At 70.5% G+C, this 15139-nt stretch carries 13 protein-coding genes; 6 read left to right on the top strand and 7 right to left on the bottom strand.

Features of this window, described 5'->3' with window-relative positions:
* Nucleotides 1–6 precede the first annotated feature (6 nt).
* Nucleotides 7–1365, top strand: a complete 1359-nt coding sequence (locus CG723_RS40255) for a dipeptidase (RefSeq protein WP_100598517.1) — start codon at nt 7–9, stop codon at nt 1363–1365.
* Nucleotides 1366–1461: 96 nt separating this feature from the next.
* Nucleotides 1462–2199 (top strand): MBL fold metallo-hydrolase, encoded by a 738-nt coding sequence (locus CG723_RS40250; RefSeq protein WP_100598516.1) that lies wholly within the window; start codon nt 1462–1464, stop codon nt 2197–2199.
* A gap of 16 nt (nt 2200–2215) precedes the next feature.
* Here the strand turns inward: CG723_RS40250 and CG723_RS40245 are convergent, their stop codons facing one another.
* Complete coding sequence (locus tag CG723_RS40245) at nt 2216–3256, bottom strand: NUDIX hydrolase (protein WP_100598515.1); 1041 nt, start codon at nt 3254–3256, stop codon at nt 2216–2218.
* A 148-nt stretch (nt 3257–3404) separates the two neighbouring features.
* Between CG723_RS40245 and CG723_RS40240 the strand changes: the two genes are divergently transcribed.
* A complete protein-coding gene (locus CG723_RS40240; protein WP_100598576.1) occupies nt 3405–3635 on the top strand; it encodes a hypothetical protein in 231 nt (76 codons plus the stop codon).
* A 61-nt stretch (nt 3636–3696) separates the two neighbouring features.
* A complete protein-coding gene (locus tag CG723_RS40235) occupies nt 3697–4074 on the top strand; it encodes an anti-sigma factor antagonist (protein ID WP_100598514.1) in 378 nt (125 codons plus the stop codon).
* Nucleotides 4075–4088: 14 nt separating this feature from the next.
* Here CG723_RS40235 and CG723_RS40230 read toward each other — a convergent pair whose 3' ends face one another.
* Genes CG723_RS40230 through CG723_RS40220 form a run of 3 tightly spaced genes read right to left on the bottom strand, consistent with a single transcriptional unit; the run spans nt 4089 to nt 7221 of the window.
* A complete protein-coding gene (locus CG723_RS40230) occupies nt 4089–5021 on the bottom strand; it encodes a carbohydrate ABC transporter permease (protein ID WP_100598513.1) in 933 nt (310 codons plus the stop codon).
* Nucleotides 5018–5941 carry a carbohydrate ABC transporter permease gene (locus CG723_RS40225; RefSeq protein WP_100598512.1) on the bottom strand — a complete coding sequence of 308 codons (924 nt, stop codon included), beginning with the start codon at nt 5939–5941 and terminating at the stop codon, nt 5018–5020. The genes CG723_RS40230 and CG723_RS40225 overlap by 4 nt, the downstream gene beginning before the upstream one ends.
* 11 nt (nt 5942–5952) lie before the next feature.
* Nucleotides 5953–7221 carry an ABC transporter substrate-binding protein gene (locus tag CG723_RS40220; RefSeq protein WP_100598511.1) on the bottom strand — a complete coding sequence of 423 codons (1269 nt, stop codon included), beginning with the start codon at nt 7219–7221 and terminating at the stop codon, nt 5953–5955.
* Between the two features lie 267 nt (nt 7222–7488).
* On the opposite strand from CG723_RS40220, the gene CG723_RS40215 reads away from it, so the two are divergent.
* Nucleotides 7489–9555: an NPCBM/NEW2 domain-containing protein gene (locus CG723_RS40215; RefSeq protein WP_100598510.1), complete on the top strand. Its 2067-nt coding sequence runs from the start codon at nt 7489–7491 to the stop codon at nt 9553–9555.
* A gap of 69 nt (nt 9556–9624) precedes the next feature.
* Here CG723_RS40215 and CG723_RS40210 read toward each other — a convergent pair whose 3' ends face one another.
* On the bottom strand, nt 9625–10572 hold the full coding sequence (locus CG723_RS40210; protein WP_100598509.1) for an ROK family protein: 948 nt from the start codon (nt 10570–10572) through the stop codon (nt 9625–9627).
* A gap of 160 nt (nt 10573–10732) precedes the next feature.
* On the opposite strand from CG723_RS40210, the gene CG723_RS40205 reads away from it, so the two are divergent.
* Nucleotides 10733–11770: a LacI family DNA-binding transcriptional regulator gene (locus tag CG723_RS40205; protein ID WP_100598508.1), complete on the top strand. Its 1038-nt coding sequence runs from the start codon at nt 10733–10735 to the stop codon at nt 11768–11770.
* 31 nt (nt 11771–11801) lie between these two features.
* Here CG723_RS40205 and CG723_RS40200 read toward each other — a convergent pair whose 3' ends face one another.
* The gene (locus tag CG723_RS40200) at nt 11802–13499 is read right to left on the bottom strand and encodes a serine/threonine-protein kinase (protein ID WP_100598507.1); all 1698 of its coding nucleotides are present in this window, start codon (nt 13497–13499) and stop codon (nt 11802–11804) included.
* 95 nt (nt 13500–13594) lie between these two features.
* Nucleotides 13595–14887 carry a DUF6986 family protein gene (locus CG723_RS40195; RefSeq protein WP_100598506.1) on the bottom strand — a complete coding sequence of 431 codons (1293 nt, stop codon included), beginning with the start codon at nt 14885–14887 and terminating at the stop codon, nt 13595–13597.
* Nucleotides 14888–15139: the final 252 nt, after the last annotated feature.

Genomic DNA, 15139 nt, shown 5'->3' with positions numbered 1-15139 from the left:
GTTCCCATGTCACCGAATCCGATCGCCGAGACCGTCGCCTCGCTCATGCCCGGGGCCCGGACCGAGCTCGCCGAACTGGTGGCGTTCAAGTCGGTGGCGGACTTCGACCAGTTCCCGAAGAGCGAGAGCGAGGGCGCCGCGAACTGGGTGGCGGACGCACTGCGCGCCGAGGGCTTCCAGGACGTCGCGCTGCTCGACACCCCGGACGGGACGCAGTCGGTGTACGGCTTCCTGCCGGGCCCCGAGGGCGCGCCGACCGTTCTCCTGTACGCGCACTACGACGTGCAGCCTCCGCTGGACGAGTCGGCGTGGGTCACGCCGCCGTTCGAGCTGACGGAGCGCGAGGACGGCCGCTGGTACGGGCGCGGCGCCGCGGACTGCAAGGGCGGCGTCCTGATGCACCTGCTCGCCGTGCGCGCGCTCAAGGCCAACGGCGGTGTCCCGGTGAACGTCAAGGTGATCGCCGAGGGTTCCGAGGAGCAGGGCACGGGCGGTCTCGAGCGGTACGCCGAGCAGCACCCGGAGCTGCTGCAGGCGGACACGATCGTCATCGGTGACGCCGGAAACTTCCGGGTCGGGCTGCCGACGGCCACGTCGACGCTGCGCGGCATGACGCTCGTCCGCGTCCAGGTCGACACCCTCGGGGGCAACCTGCACTCGGGCCAGTTCGGCGGCGCGGCCCCGGACGCCCTCGCGGCGCTGGTGCGTGTCCTCGACTCGCTGCGCGCGGAGGACGGCTCGACGACGGTCGACGGTCTCGCGGGCGACGCCGCGTGGGACGGCCTCCAGTACGACGAGGGCCAGTTCCGCAAGGACGCCAAGGTCATCGACGGTGTCGAGCTGATCGGTTCGGGCACGGTCGCCGACCGCATCTGGGCCCGCCCCGCCGTCACCGTCCTCGGTATCGACTGCCCGCCGGTCGTCGGCGCGACGCCGTCCGTGCAGGCCGGGGCGCGCGCCCTGATCAGCCTGCGGGTGCCGCCGGGCACGGACGCCGTGGAGGCGACGAAGCTCCTCGTCGCGCACATCGAGTCGCACACCCCGTGGGGCGCCCGCGTCCAGGTCGAGCAGATCGGGCAGGGCCAGGCGTTCCGCGCGAACACCGGCAGCCCGGCGTACGCGGCGATGACGGAGGCGATGAGCGTCGCGTACGAAGGCCAGGAGATGCAGTACGCGGGCCAGGGCGGCTCGATCCCGCTGTGCAACACGCTCGCGTCGCTGTACCCGGAGGCGGAGATCCTGCTGATCGGCCTGAGCGAGCCCGAGGCGCAGATCCACGCGGTGAACGAGAGCGTGTCGCCGCAGGAGCTGGAGCGGCTCTCGGTCGCCGAGGCGCTGTTCCTCCAGAAGTACGCCGCGATCTGACTCTCGTCACAGCCGTCGTCTTCGCCCCGGGCAGAACTCTTCTGCCCGGGGCGTAGCCATGTCCCCCGGACAGCTGCGCGTCCCTACGGTCGGCGTATGGATGTCTACGGCATCACCGATGTGATCGAGGTCGTCCCGCGGCTGCACCTGTTGCGCTTCCCGGTGGGGCAGGCCTATCTGTGGGACGACGGGGGCGAGTTGACGCTGGTGGACGCGGGGGCCGCCGGCGCCGGGGCGCCGATCGCCGGCGCCGTACGCGCGCTCGGCCACCGTCCGCGCGACGTGCGCCGGATCGTCCTGACCCATTTCCACGAGGATCACGCGGGCGGCGCGGGCGAGTTCGCGGCGCTCAGCGGGGCGGACGTGTGGGCGCACCCGCTCGACGCGCCGTTCGTACGCGGCGAACGGCCCGGCCCCGACCCGGAGTTCGAGGAGTGGGAGCGACCGCTGTACGCACAGGCGCAGAAGCTGCTGCCGACACCGCCGACGAATCCTGTACTACCGCGTGAGGTACGGGAGTTGGCGGACGGTGACGTGCTCGACTTCGGCGGTGGCGCCCGCGTCGTCGCGGTACCCGGGCACACGGACGGCAGTATCGCGCTCCATCTGCCGCACCACGGCGTGCTGTTCACCGGTGACGCCGTGGCCGCGTCCCCGCTGGACGGGCAGGTCATATTGGGCGTGCTCAACCTCGACCGCGCGCGGTCCGTCGAGTCCTTCCGCACCCTGGCCTCGCTCGACTCCGCCGTGGCGTGCTTCGGTCACGGCGACCCGGTGACGGGCGGGTCGGCGGCGGTCCTGCGTGCGGCGGTCACGCGCCTCGACGCCGCGTAGGCATCCCCGTACGGCGTCAGCCCACCGGCACTCCCGCCTCCAGGTAGAGGGCGGCGCCGCGCTCGCGGGCCCGCAGCGCCCAGCGCAGGCGCTCGTACCGGACGGGAGGCATGAGTCCGGCAGCCTCCTGTTCGGTGACGAACCGCCAGCCGCGCAGCTCCGGTCCCGGAAGGATCATGCGGTGGGCCTCGGCGCCGTCGAGGCGCCCGCCGTCGAAGAGCAGCCGCAGGCCGCCGTACGCGGGAGGTGCGGGCGCCTCCCAGTCCACGACGAGCAGGCCGGGCAGCACGGGGAGCTGGATCCCGGTCTCCTCGGCGACCTCCCGTACACCGGCCCTGGCGGGGGCCTCTCCGGGTTCCACGACACCGCCGGGGAACTCCCAGCCGGCCTTGTACGTGGGGTCGACGAGGAGCACACGGTCCTCCTCGTCGAAGAGGAGTACGCCCGCGGCGACGGTCTCACCGGTGGGCTCGGGCGTCTGGACGATGTCGCACGGCTCGACGGCGCCGGTGCGCACGGCCTCGGCGATGCGTTCGGCCGCTCCGTACGCGCTGAGCGCGCTGGTGTCGACGGGGTGGGCGTCGGCGGTGAGCCAGGTGGCCAGCGCCGTGCGGTACGCCTCGATGTGGTCGTAGGACCATTGGCGGACGCGCAGCTCGCCGTCGCGTGTCTCGGGCGGTATCTCGCGCCGGGCTATTCGCTCGCGCAGGATCGTTTCGGCTGGGGCGAGGAGCACATGGCGTACGGGGATCCTGCGGGCGGCGAGACCGCCGAAGATCTCGTCGCGGTACTCCTGCCTGAGCAGCGTCGCCGGGACGACGAGGACACCGCCCACCTCGGCGAGCAGCGCGGCGGCGGTGTCGACGACGAGCCGCCGCCAGATGCGCAGGTCCTGGATGTCGGTCACCTCGGCCAGCTGCTTGGCGGGCAGCAGCTGGGCGAGTTCCCCGCCGATCGCGTCGGGGTCGAAGAGCGTGCTGTTCGGGATCAGCTCGATCAGTTCCCGTGCGGTGGTGGTCTTCCCCGCACCGAAAGCACCGTTGATCCAGACGATCACGGTTCCCCCTCCTCTGTCGGCCCCCTGAGGCTTGCCCGCAACAGCGTGCGGCGGAAACCAGCACCTGATGGGGGCGCGCCTCGCGTACGCCTCGCGCACGTCACCGAGGTCCGCGAACCAGCCGCGGGGGCCGCTTAGGATCCGCTCCGTGGACCTTCCCGAAGAGTTGATTCGCTTGCAGCACGACGCCGATGACAAGGGCCGCACCCTGGAGCACCTCGATGACGCGGAGCGTCAGGCGCAGCGGGATGCCTGGTTCGAGGCGGCGGCCAAGGTCGAGGCCGCGGTCACCGCGTACGCGCAGGAACAGGGCCTGAACCGGCACGACGTGGCGAAGGCCCTGCGCCAGGCCGCCCGCCGGCCGCACTCCCAGAGCTGACTCCGGAAGGTGTACGGGAGCGCTCCCCCCTTGACATGTGTCCGCGCGGCCGGGGGGATCCATGCGACAGGGTGAACAGCGTCGCGGCGCCACGGACGCGCCCCCGGCGCCCCCCGTGGTCTACGAGACCGGTGACTGTGTCGTCGTCGCGCTGCGCGGCGAGGTCGACATCGTGACGCTCCAGGACTCCGTCGCCCTGCTCGAGACGGTGGCGGCGGGCCCGGCCGCCACCGTGGTGATCGATCTGACCCGCACGACGTTCTTCGACTGCTCGGGCCTCACCCTCCTCCTGCGCACCCGCCGCCGCGTGGAGTCCCGCGGCGGCCGCCTGAGGGTGGTCTGCAACCAGCCGCGGACGCTACGCCTGCTGGAGGTGACGGGCCTGCTGCCGCTCTTCGCCCCGGCCCCGACCGTCGAGGCGGCGGTACGGCAGGACTAGGGCGGCCCGCCCGGCTACCCCTTGCTCGACCCCAACGTGAGCCCCGCGATGAAGTGCCTCTGCAGGAGCAGGAACACCAGGATCGTGGGGAGCGCCACGAGGACCGAACCGGCGGCCAGCAGGTTGTAGTCCGTGAAGAATTGGCCGCGGAGGTTGTTGAGGGACGACGTGATCGGGAGTTTGTCGGGGTTCGAGATGAAGATCAGGGCCCAGAGGAAGTCGTTGTACACCCAGGTGAATTCGAGCGTGCCGAGCGCCGCGAGAGCCGGGCGGCACAGTGGCAGCGTGATGCGCCAGAACTGCGTCCACAGTCCCGCGCCGTCGACGATCGCCGCCTCGAGGATTTCCTGGGGAAGCGTCCGCATGAAGTTCGCCAGGACGAAGACGCAGAATCCCAGCTGGAATCCGATGTTGACGATGATCACGGCCCAGTACGAGTCGTACATCGTCAGCGAGTCCGACATCCACCACGGCAGCGGAATCTTCAGGAAGAGAACATACAGCGGGGTGACGAGAACCTGGGGTGGCAGCAGGTTTCCCGCCGTGAAGAACATCAGGAGCACAATTCCGCCGCGCACCTTGATACGCGACACCGCGAAGGCGACGAAGGAGGCGAGAAAAAGTGTGATCAGGACGGCCGGGACGGCGATGATCAGGGTGTTCTTGAAGTACTCGCCCATCCCCGAGTCGCTGAAGGCCTCACGGTAATAGTCGAAGGACAGGTGCTCGGGCAGCGAGAAGTAGCCGTGCTGCGCCGTCTCCTCGTAGGGCCGCAACGAGGCGTAGACCGCGAGCAGGAGGGGTGCGAGGAACGCCAGCGAGACGGCCATGAGGAAGATGTGCACCCCGAACCGGCCGCGCCGGCGCGGGTGTTCACCGCGCCGGTCGCCGCCGGCCAGGGAGCGGCCCCGGGCGGCGGGGGAGGTCGTACGGATGTCGGCGGTCATCGGTCGCGCGCACCTCGCAGCTCTTGGACCAGGAACGTCACGATGAATCCCAGGGAGACCGTGAGGAGGACGACCGCGATGGCCGAGCCGAAGCCGATGCGGCTGGCCTCGCCGATGACGTTGTCCGTGATGAGGACGGACAGCAGTTCCAGGCCGTTGCGGCCCTTGTTCACGGCGTAGACGATGTCGAAGGCGCGCAGCGACTCGATGACGGTGATGACGCCGACGATGACATTGACAGGGCGCAGGGTCGGGAAGACGACGCGGAAAAAGGTCTGACGGGCGTTCGCGCCGTCGATCGCTGCGGCTTCTTTCAGTGTCGGGTCGACGGATTTGAGGCCGGCGAGATAGAGGATCATCACGTATCCGGTGTGCCGCCAGCTCGCGGCCAGCATCATCATCCAGATGTTGATGTCCGAGTCGCCCAGCCAGTCGATCGGGTTCTCGTGGTTGTCGAGAACGGTGTTGACGACGCCCTGGTCGGTGCCGAGGACGAGTTGCGCCATGAATCCGACGACGGCGAGTGAGAGCACGACCGGCATGTAGAGAGTCGACTGGTAGAAGCGGCTGAAGCGCACGCCCCGGTCGATGAGTACGGCGAGGAAGAGGCCGAAGGGCGTGGCGATCAGACCGAGAAAGGCGAGCCACAGGAGGTTGTGGCGCACGGCCGGCCAGAACGGCGGATAGTTGTCGACGAGGTTCTGGTAGTTCTTTCCGCCGACCCAGTGGATGTCGCCGATGCCGTCCCACGACGTGAAGGACAGGCCGATGGAGGCGAGCGTGGGCCCCCAGATGATGACGATGTCGAGCAGTACGGGTATTCCCAGGAGCACGACGAGAACGACGAGGTCACGGCGGGTGAACCGCCGCGACCTCCGCCGCCCTGCGCGCCGCGCGGTGTTCAGCGCCACGGAACGCATTCCCCCACTACTCAGCTGACGGCGGACGAGAAGATTTCCTTCTTCTGCCGCTCGATCCGGTTGACGAGGCCGTCGACGTCGTTCGGATTTCCGATGAAGTCCTGGAGCGCCTTGATCATCACGGTCTGCGCGAAGTCGGGCCGGGTGTCACGGTCCATGAACTGCGATATCTGCTTGGCACCGGAGACGAGTTCGGCGGACTTCTTCTGCAGCGGGGTGTACTTGGAGGTGTCGGCGCCGTCGTTCACGGCGACATTGTTCGGGTCGCCCGCGAGATAGATGTCCTCGGCCCCGGGAGTACCGAGGTATTTGAGGAGCGCCTTGCCCGCGTCGACGTTCTTGGCCTTCTTCGCGATCAGGAACCCGTCGATGGGAGCCTCTACCGCGTCCTGCCCGTACTGGGGGTCGATCTCCGGGAACGCGAAGAAGTCGATGTCCGCGCGTTCGTTCTCCGGGAACTGCTGGCCCGGGTGCGGCATTCCGAAGACGGCCATGCCGGTCTGGCGCTTCTGCAGGCCCTGAGCGGCTTCCTCCCAGGTCCGGCCGAGCGCGCCCTTCTGGTAGTACGGCATGAGTTCGCGCCAGAGGTCGAACACCTTCTTGACCTTGGTGTCGGTCCAGGCTTCCGTACCCGCCATGAGGCCCTTGTGGAAGTCGTATCCGTTCAGGCGCATGTTGATGTAGTCGAAGGTGCCCATCGCGGGCCAGCCGTCCTTGTCGCAGAACGCGACCGGGGTGCCGTCCTTGTGCATCTGCTTCGCCAGGGCGATGAAGTCGTCCCAGTTCTTGGGCTGTTCGTAGCCCTTCTTCTCGAAGAGGCTCTTCCGGTGGAACACGGCCCACGGATAGTAGTAGTACGGCACGAAGTACTGCTTGCCGTCGTGCGTGGACTGGTCCTTGAGCGCCTGCGAGAAGCCCTTGAAGCCCTTCCAGACGTCGTCGACGTCCGTCAGGAGGCCCTTCTCGGCGAAGTACTGCATGCGGTAGCCGGCGAACCACATGAAGACATCGTCCGGGGTGCCCTGGAGATAGCGCGTGATGTTCGTCTGGAACTCGTTGTGATCCGTGGTGTTGACGTCGACCTTCTTGCCGGACTTCTTCTCGTACGCCGTGAAGGCCGCCGCGAACGCCTTCTTCGGCACGGCGTCCGATGAGTTGGACCCCACGGTGACGGTCTTCTTGTCGCCGCCCGGGCCGTCCCCGCACGCCGTGAGCAGTGCCGGAAGCGTGAGCGCACCGGCGCCCACCGCCGCGCCCCGCAGGAGACCCCGACGGGACATCCGATGTCCTGTCGCGCTCCCGGGCGCGCCAGAACCGTAGAACGATGACTGTGCCATGTCCCCCTCCTGGGGCCGCAACCCAACACAACCGAACGCGAGGGTTGGATCCCACTCTCAACTCCCGAGATCGTCAAGGGTTCTGACGGGACATCGGGCAACCGTTACCGCATCTCTTCCAACAGAGTCCAACACGGCCTACCGTAAACGCGCGCCACTGACGCGAACATGACGTCACCCCACCTTTCGCGAGTACGGAGGAACGTAACGATGCGTCACCTTCCCACCCGCACCTCTCGCACCACCCGCCGAAGAGTCGTCGGAGCGTTGGCCACCGGGCTGCTGTGTGCCGCGGGCGTCACGGCGCCGGCCGCGGTCGCCGACCCGCCGAAAGCCGGTGCGGCCGGCTCGCACAGCGCAAGCGTCCAGAAGGCCTCGCCCACGCTCGACGACGGGCTCGCGCTGACCCCTCCCATGGGCTTCAACAACTGGAACTCCACGCACTGCCGCGCCGAGTTCAACGAGGCGATGGTCAAAGGCATCGCCGACATCTTCGTGGACAAGGGCCTCAAGGCCGCGGGCTACCAGTACGTCAACCTCGACGACTGCTGGGCCCTGCCGCAGCGCGACGCGAACGGCAAGCTCGTGCCGGACCCGGTGCGCTTCCCGGGCGGCATCAAGGCCGTCGCCGACTACGTCCACTCCAAGGGCCTCAAGCTCGGCATCTACACGAGCGCGGGCACCAAGACGTGCAGCGACATCGGCTTCCCCGGCGGCCTCGGTCACGAGTACAGCGACGCCCAGCAGTTCGCCGACTGGGGCGTCGACTACCTCAAGTACGACAACTGCAACAACCAGGGCGTCGACGCCAAGCAGCGCTACCGCACGATGCGTGACGCCCTGAAGGCCACGGGACGGCCCATCGTCTACAGCCTCTGCGAATGGGGATCCAACAAGCCGTGGGAGTGGGCCGCCGACGTCGGCCATCTGTGGCGCACCACCGGTGACATCAGTGACAGCTGGGGCTCGATGCTCTCCCTGATGAAGCAGAATCTGCCGCTCGCGCAGTACGCGGGGCCCGGGCACTGGAACGACCCCGACATGCTCGAGGTCGGCAACGGCGGCATGACCGCGACCGAGTACCGCACCCACTTCTCGATGTGGTCGATCATGGCCTCACCGCTGCTCATCGGCACCGACCTGCGCAAGGCCTCCGCCGAGACCCTCGACATCCTCAGCAACCGCGAAGTCATCGCGGTCGACCAGGACCCACTGGGCAAACAGGGCACGGTGCTCTCCTCCGAGGGCGGGCGCTGGGTCGTCGCCAAGGAGATGAAGGACGGCAGCCGCGTCGTCGCCCTCTTCAACGAGTCGGGCAACGCACAGCGGATCGCGACCTCGGCCGCGGCGGCCGGACTGCCGCACGCGAGCGCCTACACGCTGCGCGATCTGTGGCAGCACAAGAGCTACAACACGGCCGGGGCCATCTCGGCGACCGTTCCCGCGCACGGGACCGTACTGGTACGGGTGGCCGCCGACGGCAAGTGGGCCGCGAACCCGCCCGCCGTCGAACTCGGCCTGAGCGGCGCGCCGTTCGTCGAGGCGGGCAAGGCCGCCCGCCTCACGACGTCGGTCACCGACCTCGGCCGCACGCCCGCACGCCAGGTGTCCGTCGCACTGGACGGGCCCGCAGGGTGGAGCGTCAGGCCGACCTCGCCGACCGGCGCCGGATCCGTACCGACGGGCAAGGCGCTCACCACGTCATGGACCGTGACCGCGCCGGCGGGGACCGCGACGGGGGCGTACGACCTGTCCCTCAAGGCCACGTACCGCTCGCCGGGCGGGGTGCGCGCCCAGAGCGCACTGCCGCTGACCGCGCACGTGGTGGTCGCGCCGCCGGCCGGGGCCTCGTCCCTCGGCGATCTGCCGTGGCTGTCCACGACGAACGGGTACGGGCCCGTCGAGCGCAACACCAGCAACGGGGAGAGCGACGCGGGAGACGGGCATCCGATCACCATCGGCGGCGTCGTGTACGGGAAGGGGCTCGGCGTGCACGCGGACAGCGCCGTCGAGTACTACACGGGCGGCTCGTGCGAGCGCGTCACCGCGAGTGTGGGCGTCGACGACGAGAAGGGCACGAAGGGCACCGTGACGTTCGAGATCTGGGCCGACGGCAAGAAGGTGGCATCGACCGGCACCCTCACCAACGCGGACGCTGCGGAGCAGCTGTCGGCCGACGTGGGCGGGGCCCAGGCGGTACGCCTCGTGGTGACCGACGCCGGCGACGGCGTGGACTCCGACCACGCGGACTGGGGGGACGCGACGCTGTCCTGCTGACACGTCAGGGGGCGGCGCCGGGGCGGAGTTGCCTGCCCCGACGCCGCCCCTTCGAACTCAGGTGACGCGTCAGAGCGCCGACACGTCCCGGTCGCGCGTGAGCGCAGCCGCTGCCGCTCCGACGAGGCCCGCGTCCGTGCCCATGCGGGCCGGAGCCACCGTGAGGCGCTGCACGAACGACAGCGTCGCGTAGTCGCGCAGCGAGCGGCGCAGGGGCGCGAAGAGGACTTCTCCCGCCTTCGCCACTCCGCCGCCGATCACCGCGATGTCGATCTCCACGAGGGTGGCCGTCGCGGCGATGCCCGCGGCCAGCGCCTGGGCGGCGCGTTCGAACGAGGCCATTGCCACCTTGTCGCCCGCGCGCGCGGCCGCCGCCACCGCCGCGGCCGACACGTCGCCGTCCGCGCCGGGACGCCAGCCGCCGTCCAGCGCGCGGCGCGCGATGTTCGGCCCGCTCGCGATCCGCTCGACGCAGCCGCGCGCTCCGCACGGGCACGAGTCCCCGTCGAGATCCACGCTGATGTGGCCGATGTGGCCCGCGTTGCCTGTGGGTCCCGGGTGCAGCTTGCCGCCGAGGATCAGGCCGCCGCCGACGCCGGTGGAGACGACCATGCACAGCGCGTTGTCGTGGCCTTGCGCCGCGCCCTGCCAGTGCTCGGCGGCCGTCATGGCCACGCCGTCGCCGACCAGATCGACGGGCAGACCACCGGTGACCGCGCGAACCCGGTCCACGAGCGGGAAGTCGCGCCAGCCCGGCACGTTGACCGGGCTCACCGTGCCGGTGGAGGCGTCCACCGGACCCGCGCTCCCGATGCCCACGGCCCGCGCCCGCACCCACAGCGGCGCGGCGGTCAGCTCGCGCAGCACGTCCTCGACGGCCCGCATCACCGTGTCCCCGTCCTCCTTGGCCGGAGTCGGCCGCTGCGCGCGCAGCAGGATGCGGCCGTGGTCGTCCACCAGGGCCCCGGCGATCTTGGTGCCGCCGATGTCGAGCGCGGCGACGAGGTCGGTCTGCATCAGTGTGAGGTCCCCTGGTGAAATGGCAGGTCGGAGAATACGGTAGATAGTCTCTCCCGCATCTGACAACGTTGTCCAGGGCCTATGCTCGACGCCACATCCCCATACAGCATGATGAACCCCCTGGAACCGCAGCGACGACAGGACAGGACAGCCCACCGTGGACCGCACCGCCCGCCGCCCCGACAGCCGTTACGGCAACCGCCCGACCATGAAGGACGTCGCGGCGCGCGCCGGGGTGGGGCTCAAGACGGTGTCCCGCGTCGTGAACGGCGAGCCGGGGGTCACCCCCGACACCGAGCGCCGCGTCCAGGAGGCCATCGAGGCCCTGGGCTTCCGCCGCAACGACAGCGCGCGCGTCCTGCGCAAGGGCAGGACCGCGAGTATCGGCCTGGTGCTCGAGGACCTGGCCGACCCGTTCTACGGGCCCCTGAGCCGCGCCGTCGAGGAGGTCGCCCGCGCCCATGGCGCGCTGCTCATCAACGGGTCGAGCGCCGAGGACCCGGAGCGCGAGCAGGAACTCGTCCTCGCGCTCTGCGCACGCCGGGTGGACGGGCTCGTGGTGATCCCGGCCGGTGACGACCACCGCTATCTCGAGCCCGAGATCGCAGCCGGTGTCGCCACCGTGTTCGTCGACCGCCCCGCCGGGAAGATCGACGCGGACGTGGTCCTGTCCGACAGCTTCGGGGGCGCGCGTGACGGCGTCGCGCATCTGATCGCGCACGGCCACCGCCGTATCGGCTTCATCGGTGACCAGCCGCGCATCCACACCGCCGCCGAGCGTCTGCGCGGCTACCGGACCGCGATGGAGGACGCCGGGATAGTCGTCGAGGACGCGTGGATGTCGCTCGGTGTGACCGATCCGGAGCGGGTGCGGCGCGCCGCGGAGGAAATGCTCGCGGGGCCCGAGCCGGTCACGGCGATCTTCGCGGGCAACAACCGTGTGACGGTCACCGTCGTCCGCGTCCTTTCGGAGGTGACGCGCCCGGTGGCGCTGGTCGGCTTCGACGACATCGAACTGGGCGATCTGCTGCGCCCCGGCGTGACCGTCGTCGCGCAGGACGCCGCACAGCTGGGCCGCACGGCCGCCGAGCGGCTTTTCCGGCAGCTCGACGGGCTGTCGGTGGCGCCGGAGCGGATCGAGCTGCCGACCCGGCTGATCACGCGCGGCTCGGGCGAACTGCCCCCGGCCGACTGACAGTTGAGGCATCGGGCGGCTCGGCGGGCGGTCAGCAGACAGGGAGCCCGGGGAGTGGCGCGTTGTTGTCGCCGCCCTTGAGGTAGACGTCGCTGACGAAGACGTTCGTGTTGCCGCTGTCGTCGTCCGTCTTCGCCCACCAGACGTTCGTCCACTGCCCGTACGTCTCGCGGCGGCCCAGGTTCTGCTGGCAGTGGAAGTAGTTGATGCCCGCGTTCAGGACGCCCGCGCGGTCGCCGGACGCGGTGTACGAGTCGGATGTGCGCCACACCGTGCAGTTGTACTTGCCGCCGCCGACGGAGTGGCAGGCCGGAGGGGGTGCCGGGCTCGCCCCGCCGCCGCCTCCTCCCGTGGTGCCGCTCTTCGTGGGGCGGGGCTCGGCCGGGCTGGAGGCGGAGGGTACGGGCCGGCCGGCGGACGGCTTCGGGCCGGGCTTCTCCGAGACCTTGCCGTCGTCCGGCTCCCGCGACTTCTCGTGGCCCTGACCCGAGGGCTTCCTCGTGCCGTCCAGGGCGCCACGACTGTGGTCCGCTTCCGGCGTGCCCGTGGTGGCCGCACCCGATGAGGCGGCCCGGTCCCCCTTGTCGTCGGACCCGTTGAGCGCGGCCACGGTCGCACCGGCCGCCCCGAGTACGGCGATGACGGCCGCGACGGCGAGCAGCACGCGCGTACGGCCGGGCTTGCGCGGCGCGTCGGGGGGCGAGGCGTTGAGAGTGGTGGGCGGCGGGGCGTTCACAGGGGTAGACGCCTGGGCGTTCGCGGGGGTGGGCGCCGGGCCGAAGCCGGGCGGCGGCAGGGCCGGCACGCTGCGCACCGTCGTTTCCCTCGGACGCGGTCCGGGCTGCCGGAGCGCTGCGGTGGCGACGTCGGCCGGTGCCGCGGCGACCGCTTCGAGAAGCTCCCGGGCCCGACCGGCATCGGGCCGCGTCTGCGGATCCTTGGCCATCAGTTGCTGGAGTACGGGGGTGAGGTGGTGGCCGGCGCGCCGGGGTTCGGGCAGCGGCTCGACGACGATCGCGTTGAGCGTCGACCACGTGGACGTACGCCGGAAGGGCGAAGCTCCTTCGACGGCCGCGTACAGCGTGGCGCCGAGGGCCCATACGTCGGATGCCGGACCGGGGTCCTGGCCCTGGGCGCGCTCGGGGGCCAAGTAGTCGAGGGAGCCGACGAGTTCGCCGCTTCGGGTGAGGTGGGTCGCCGAGCCGTCACCCGGGTCGTCCATCGTCGCGATGCCGAAGTCCGTGAGGACGACGCGGCCCGAGCGGTCGAGGAGGATGTTGCCCGGCTTCACGTCCCGGTGCAGGACCCCGGCGCGGTGGGCCGCTTCGATGGCGTCCATGACCTTGGCGCCGATCGCGGCGGCCTCGCGCGGGTCGAGCGGGCCCTGGTCACGCAGGACGTCGTCGAGGGACGGGCCGTCGACGAGTTCCATGACGATGAGGGGCCGGCCGTCGACCTCGGTGACGTCGTGCACGGCGACGACTCCGGGGTGGCGCACGCGGGCGGCGGCGCGGGCCTCCCGCTGCATCCGCACGCCGAGGTCGGCCAGCTCGGACCCGGCGGCGTCCGAGTAGGTGCGCAGTTCCTTGAGAGCGACCTCACGGCCGAGCACCTCGTCGACTGCGCGCCACACGACGCCCATGCCGCCCCGGCCGAGCTGTCCCCGCACGCGGTACCGCCCCGCGAGGAGGCGGCCGCCTCCCGTCTCTTCCTGATCCCCCGAAGACACCGTTGCCCCGTCCCTGTGACGCCTCTTTAAGTGGCGTACAGACTACGGGGCAGCGGTGACAGGACCGGATACGCGTTACGGGACCGGGACGACCGTCACCGTTCCTGCGCGGTCAGGTCACCGCGGCGCGGGCCCGCGAATCCCTGGAGGCGGGCCAGCGTGAGACCCGTGATGCGGGTGACCTCGCCCGTGTCGAGGGCGCCGCAGTCCAGGCCGCGCAGCAGATAGCCGGCGAGCGCCTTGGCGGTGGCCGGCTCGTCCGCCACGTCGCCGCCCTCGTGGTGACCGGCGTAGGCGGCCAGGCGCGCGGCGGCCGACTCGAAGCCCTCGCGGTAGAAGGCGAAGACCGCGGCGTAGCGGGTCGGGATGTGGCCCGGGTGCATGTCCCAGCCCTGGTAGTAGGCCCGGGCCAGGGCGCGGCGGGTGAGGCCGTAGTGCAGGCGCCAGGCGTCGTGGACCTTCGCGGTCGTGCCGACGGGCAGGACGTTGGTGGAGCCGTCCGAGACGCGGACACCGGTACCGGCGGCGGCCACCTGCATGACGGCCTTCGCGTAGTCGGCGGCCGGGTGGTCGCTGGCCTGGTAGGCGGCGCTGACGCCGAGGCAGGCGCTGTAGTCGAAGGTGCCGTAGTGCAGTCCTGTCGCGCGGCCCTCGGCGGCGTCGATCATGCGGGCGACGGCGGCGGTGCCGTCGGCGGCGAGGATGGACTGGCTGGTCTCGATCTGGATCTCGAAGCCCAGGCGTCCCGCCTCGAGACCGTGCGCCTTCTCGAACGCCTCCAGGAGCCGGACCATGGCGGTGACCTGCTCCGGGTACGTGACCTTGGGGAGCGTGAGGACGAGCCCGTCGGGGAGGCCGCCCGCCTCCATGAGGCCGGACAGGAAGATGTCGAGGGTGCGGATGCCCCGGTCGCGTACCGGCGCCTCCATGCACTTCATACGGATGCCCATGTACGGAGCGGCGGTGCCGTTCTTGTACGCCTCGGCGACCAGCCGGGCCGCGCGGGCGGCGTCCTGGTCCTCGTCGGCACCCTTGTAGCCGTCCTCGAAGTCGATGCGCAGGTCCTCGACCGGCTCGCGCTCCAGCTTGGCGCGTACGCGCGTGTGGACCGCCTCGGCGAGGTCGTCGCCCAGACCGAGAACGGCGGCGAAGGAGGCGGCGTCCGGGGCGTGTTCGTCGAGCATCGCCAGGGCCTTGTCGCCCCAAGTGCGAATGGTGTCGGCGTCGAACTGCTCACCGGGGACGTACACGGTGTGGACGGGCTGCCGGGTGCCGGGGTCTCCGGGGTAGCGGCGCTCCAGCTCCGCGTCCACGGGGGCGAGGGAAGCGCTGATGCCCTCGCTGACCGCACCGGCGAGGCTCGTTGCCACCTTCTCTTGCTGACCCATTCCTGCACCCTCCACACTCTCGATGTTCCAGAGTTTCCGCTTCACGGAATCAACAATCCGCATAGCGAAGTTATCTGCGCTCGCCACCTGCGTCAATGGTCCCTCGTACGCGAACGGGGCCGCGCGGTGAAGATCACCACGCGGCCCCGTTCCCGGCCCGGAGAAGCTCAGCCCTTGCGGGTCTTGATTTCCTCGGTGAGCTGGGGGACGACGTCGAAGAGGTCGCCGACGACGCCGTAGTCGACGAGGTCG

The sequence above is a fragment of the Streptomyces sp. CB01635 genome, assembly GCF_002803065.1.
Lineage (GTDB): Bacteria > Actinomycetota > Actinomycetes > Streptomycetales > Streptomycetaceae > Streptomyces.
The sequence above is the reverse complement of the archived record's forward strand: the minus strand, read 5'-3'. Positions and strand labels throughout refer to the sequence as shown.

Excerpts from the sequence above, each read along its gene's own strand:
- CG723_RS40255 (WP_100598517.1), top strand. The coding sequence starts at position 7 with ATGTCACCGAATCCGATCGCCGAGACCGTCGCCTCGCTCATGCCCGGG.
- CG723_RS40250 (WP_100598516.1), top strand. The coding sequence starts at position 1,462 with ATGGATGTCTACGGCATCACCGATGTGATCGAGGTCGTCCCGCGGCTG.
- CG723_RS40235 (WP_100598514.1), top strand. The coding sequence starts at position 3,697 with ATGCGACAGGGTGAACAGCGTCGCGGCGCCACGGACGCGCCCCCGGCG.
- CG723_RS40230 (WP_100598513.1), bottom strand. The coding sequence starts at position 5,021 with ATGACCGCCGACATCCGTACGACCTCCCCCGCCGCCCGGGGCCGCTCC.
- CG723_RS40225 (WP_100598512.1), bottom strand. The coding sequence starts at position 5,941 with ATGCGTTCCGTGGCGCTGAACACCGCGCGGCGCGCAGGGCGGCGGAGG.
- CG723_RS40220 (WP_100598511.1), bottom strand. The coding sequence starts at position 7,221 with ATGTCCCGTCGGGGTCTCCTGCGGGGCGCGGCGGTGGGCGCCGGTGCG.
- CG723_RS40215 (WP_100598510.1), top strand. The coding sequence starts at position 7,489 with ATGCGTCACCTTCCCACCCGCACCTCTCGCACCACCCGCCGAAGAGTC.
- CG723_RS40210 (WP_100598509.1), bottom strand. The coding sequence starts at position 10,572 with ATGCAGACCGACCTCGTCGCCGCGCTCGACATCGGCGGCACCAAGATC.
- CG723_RS40195 (WP_100598506.1), bottom strand. The coding sequence starts at position 14,887 with ATGGGTCAGCAAGAGAAGGTGGCAACGAGCCTCGCCGGTGCGGTCAGC.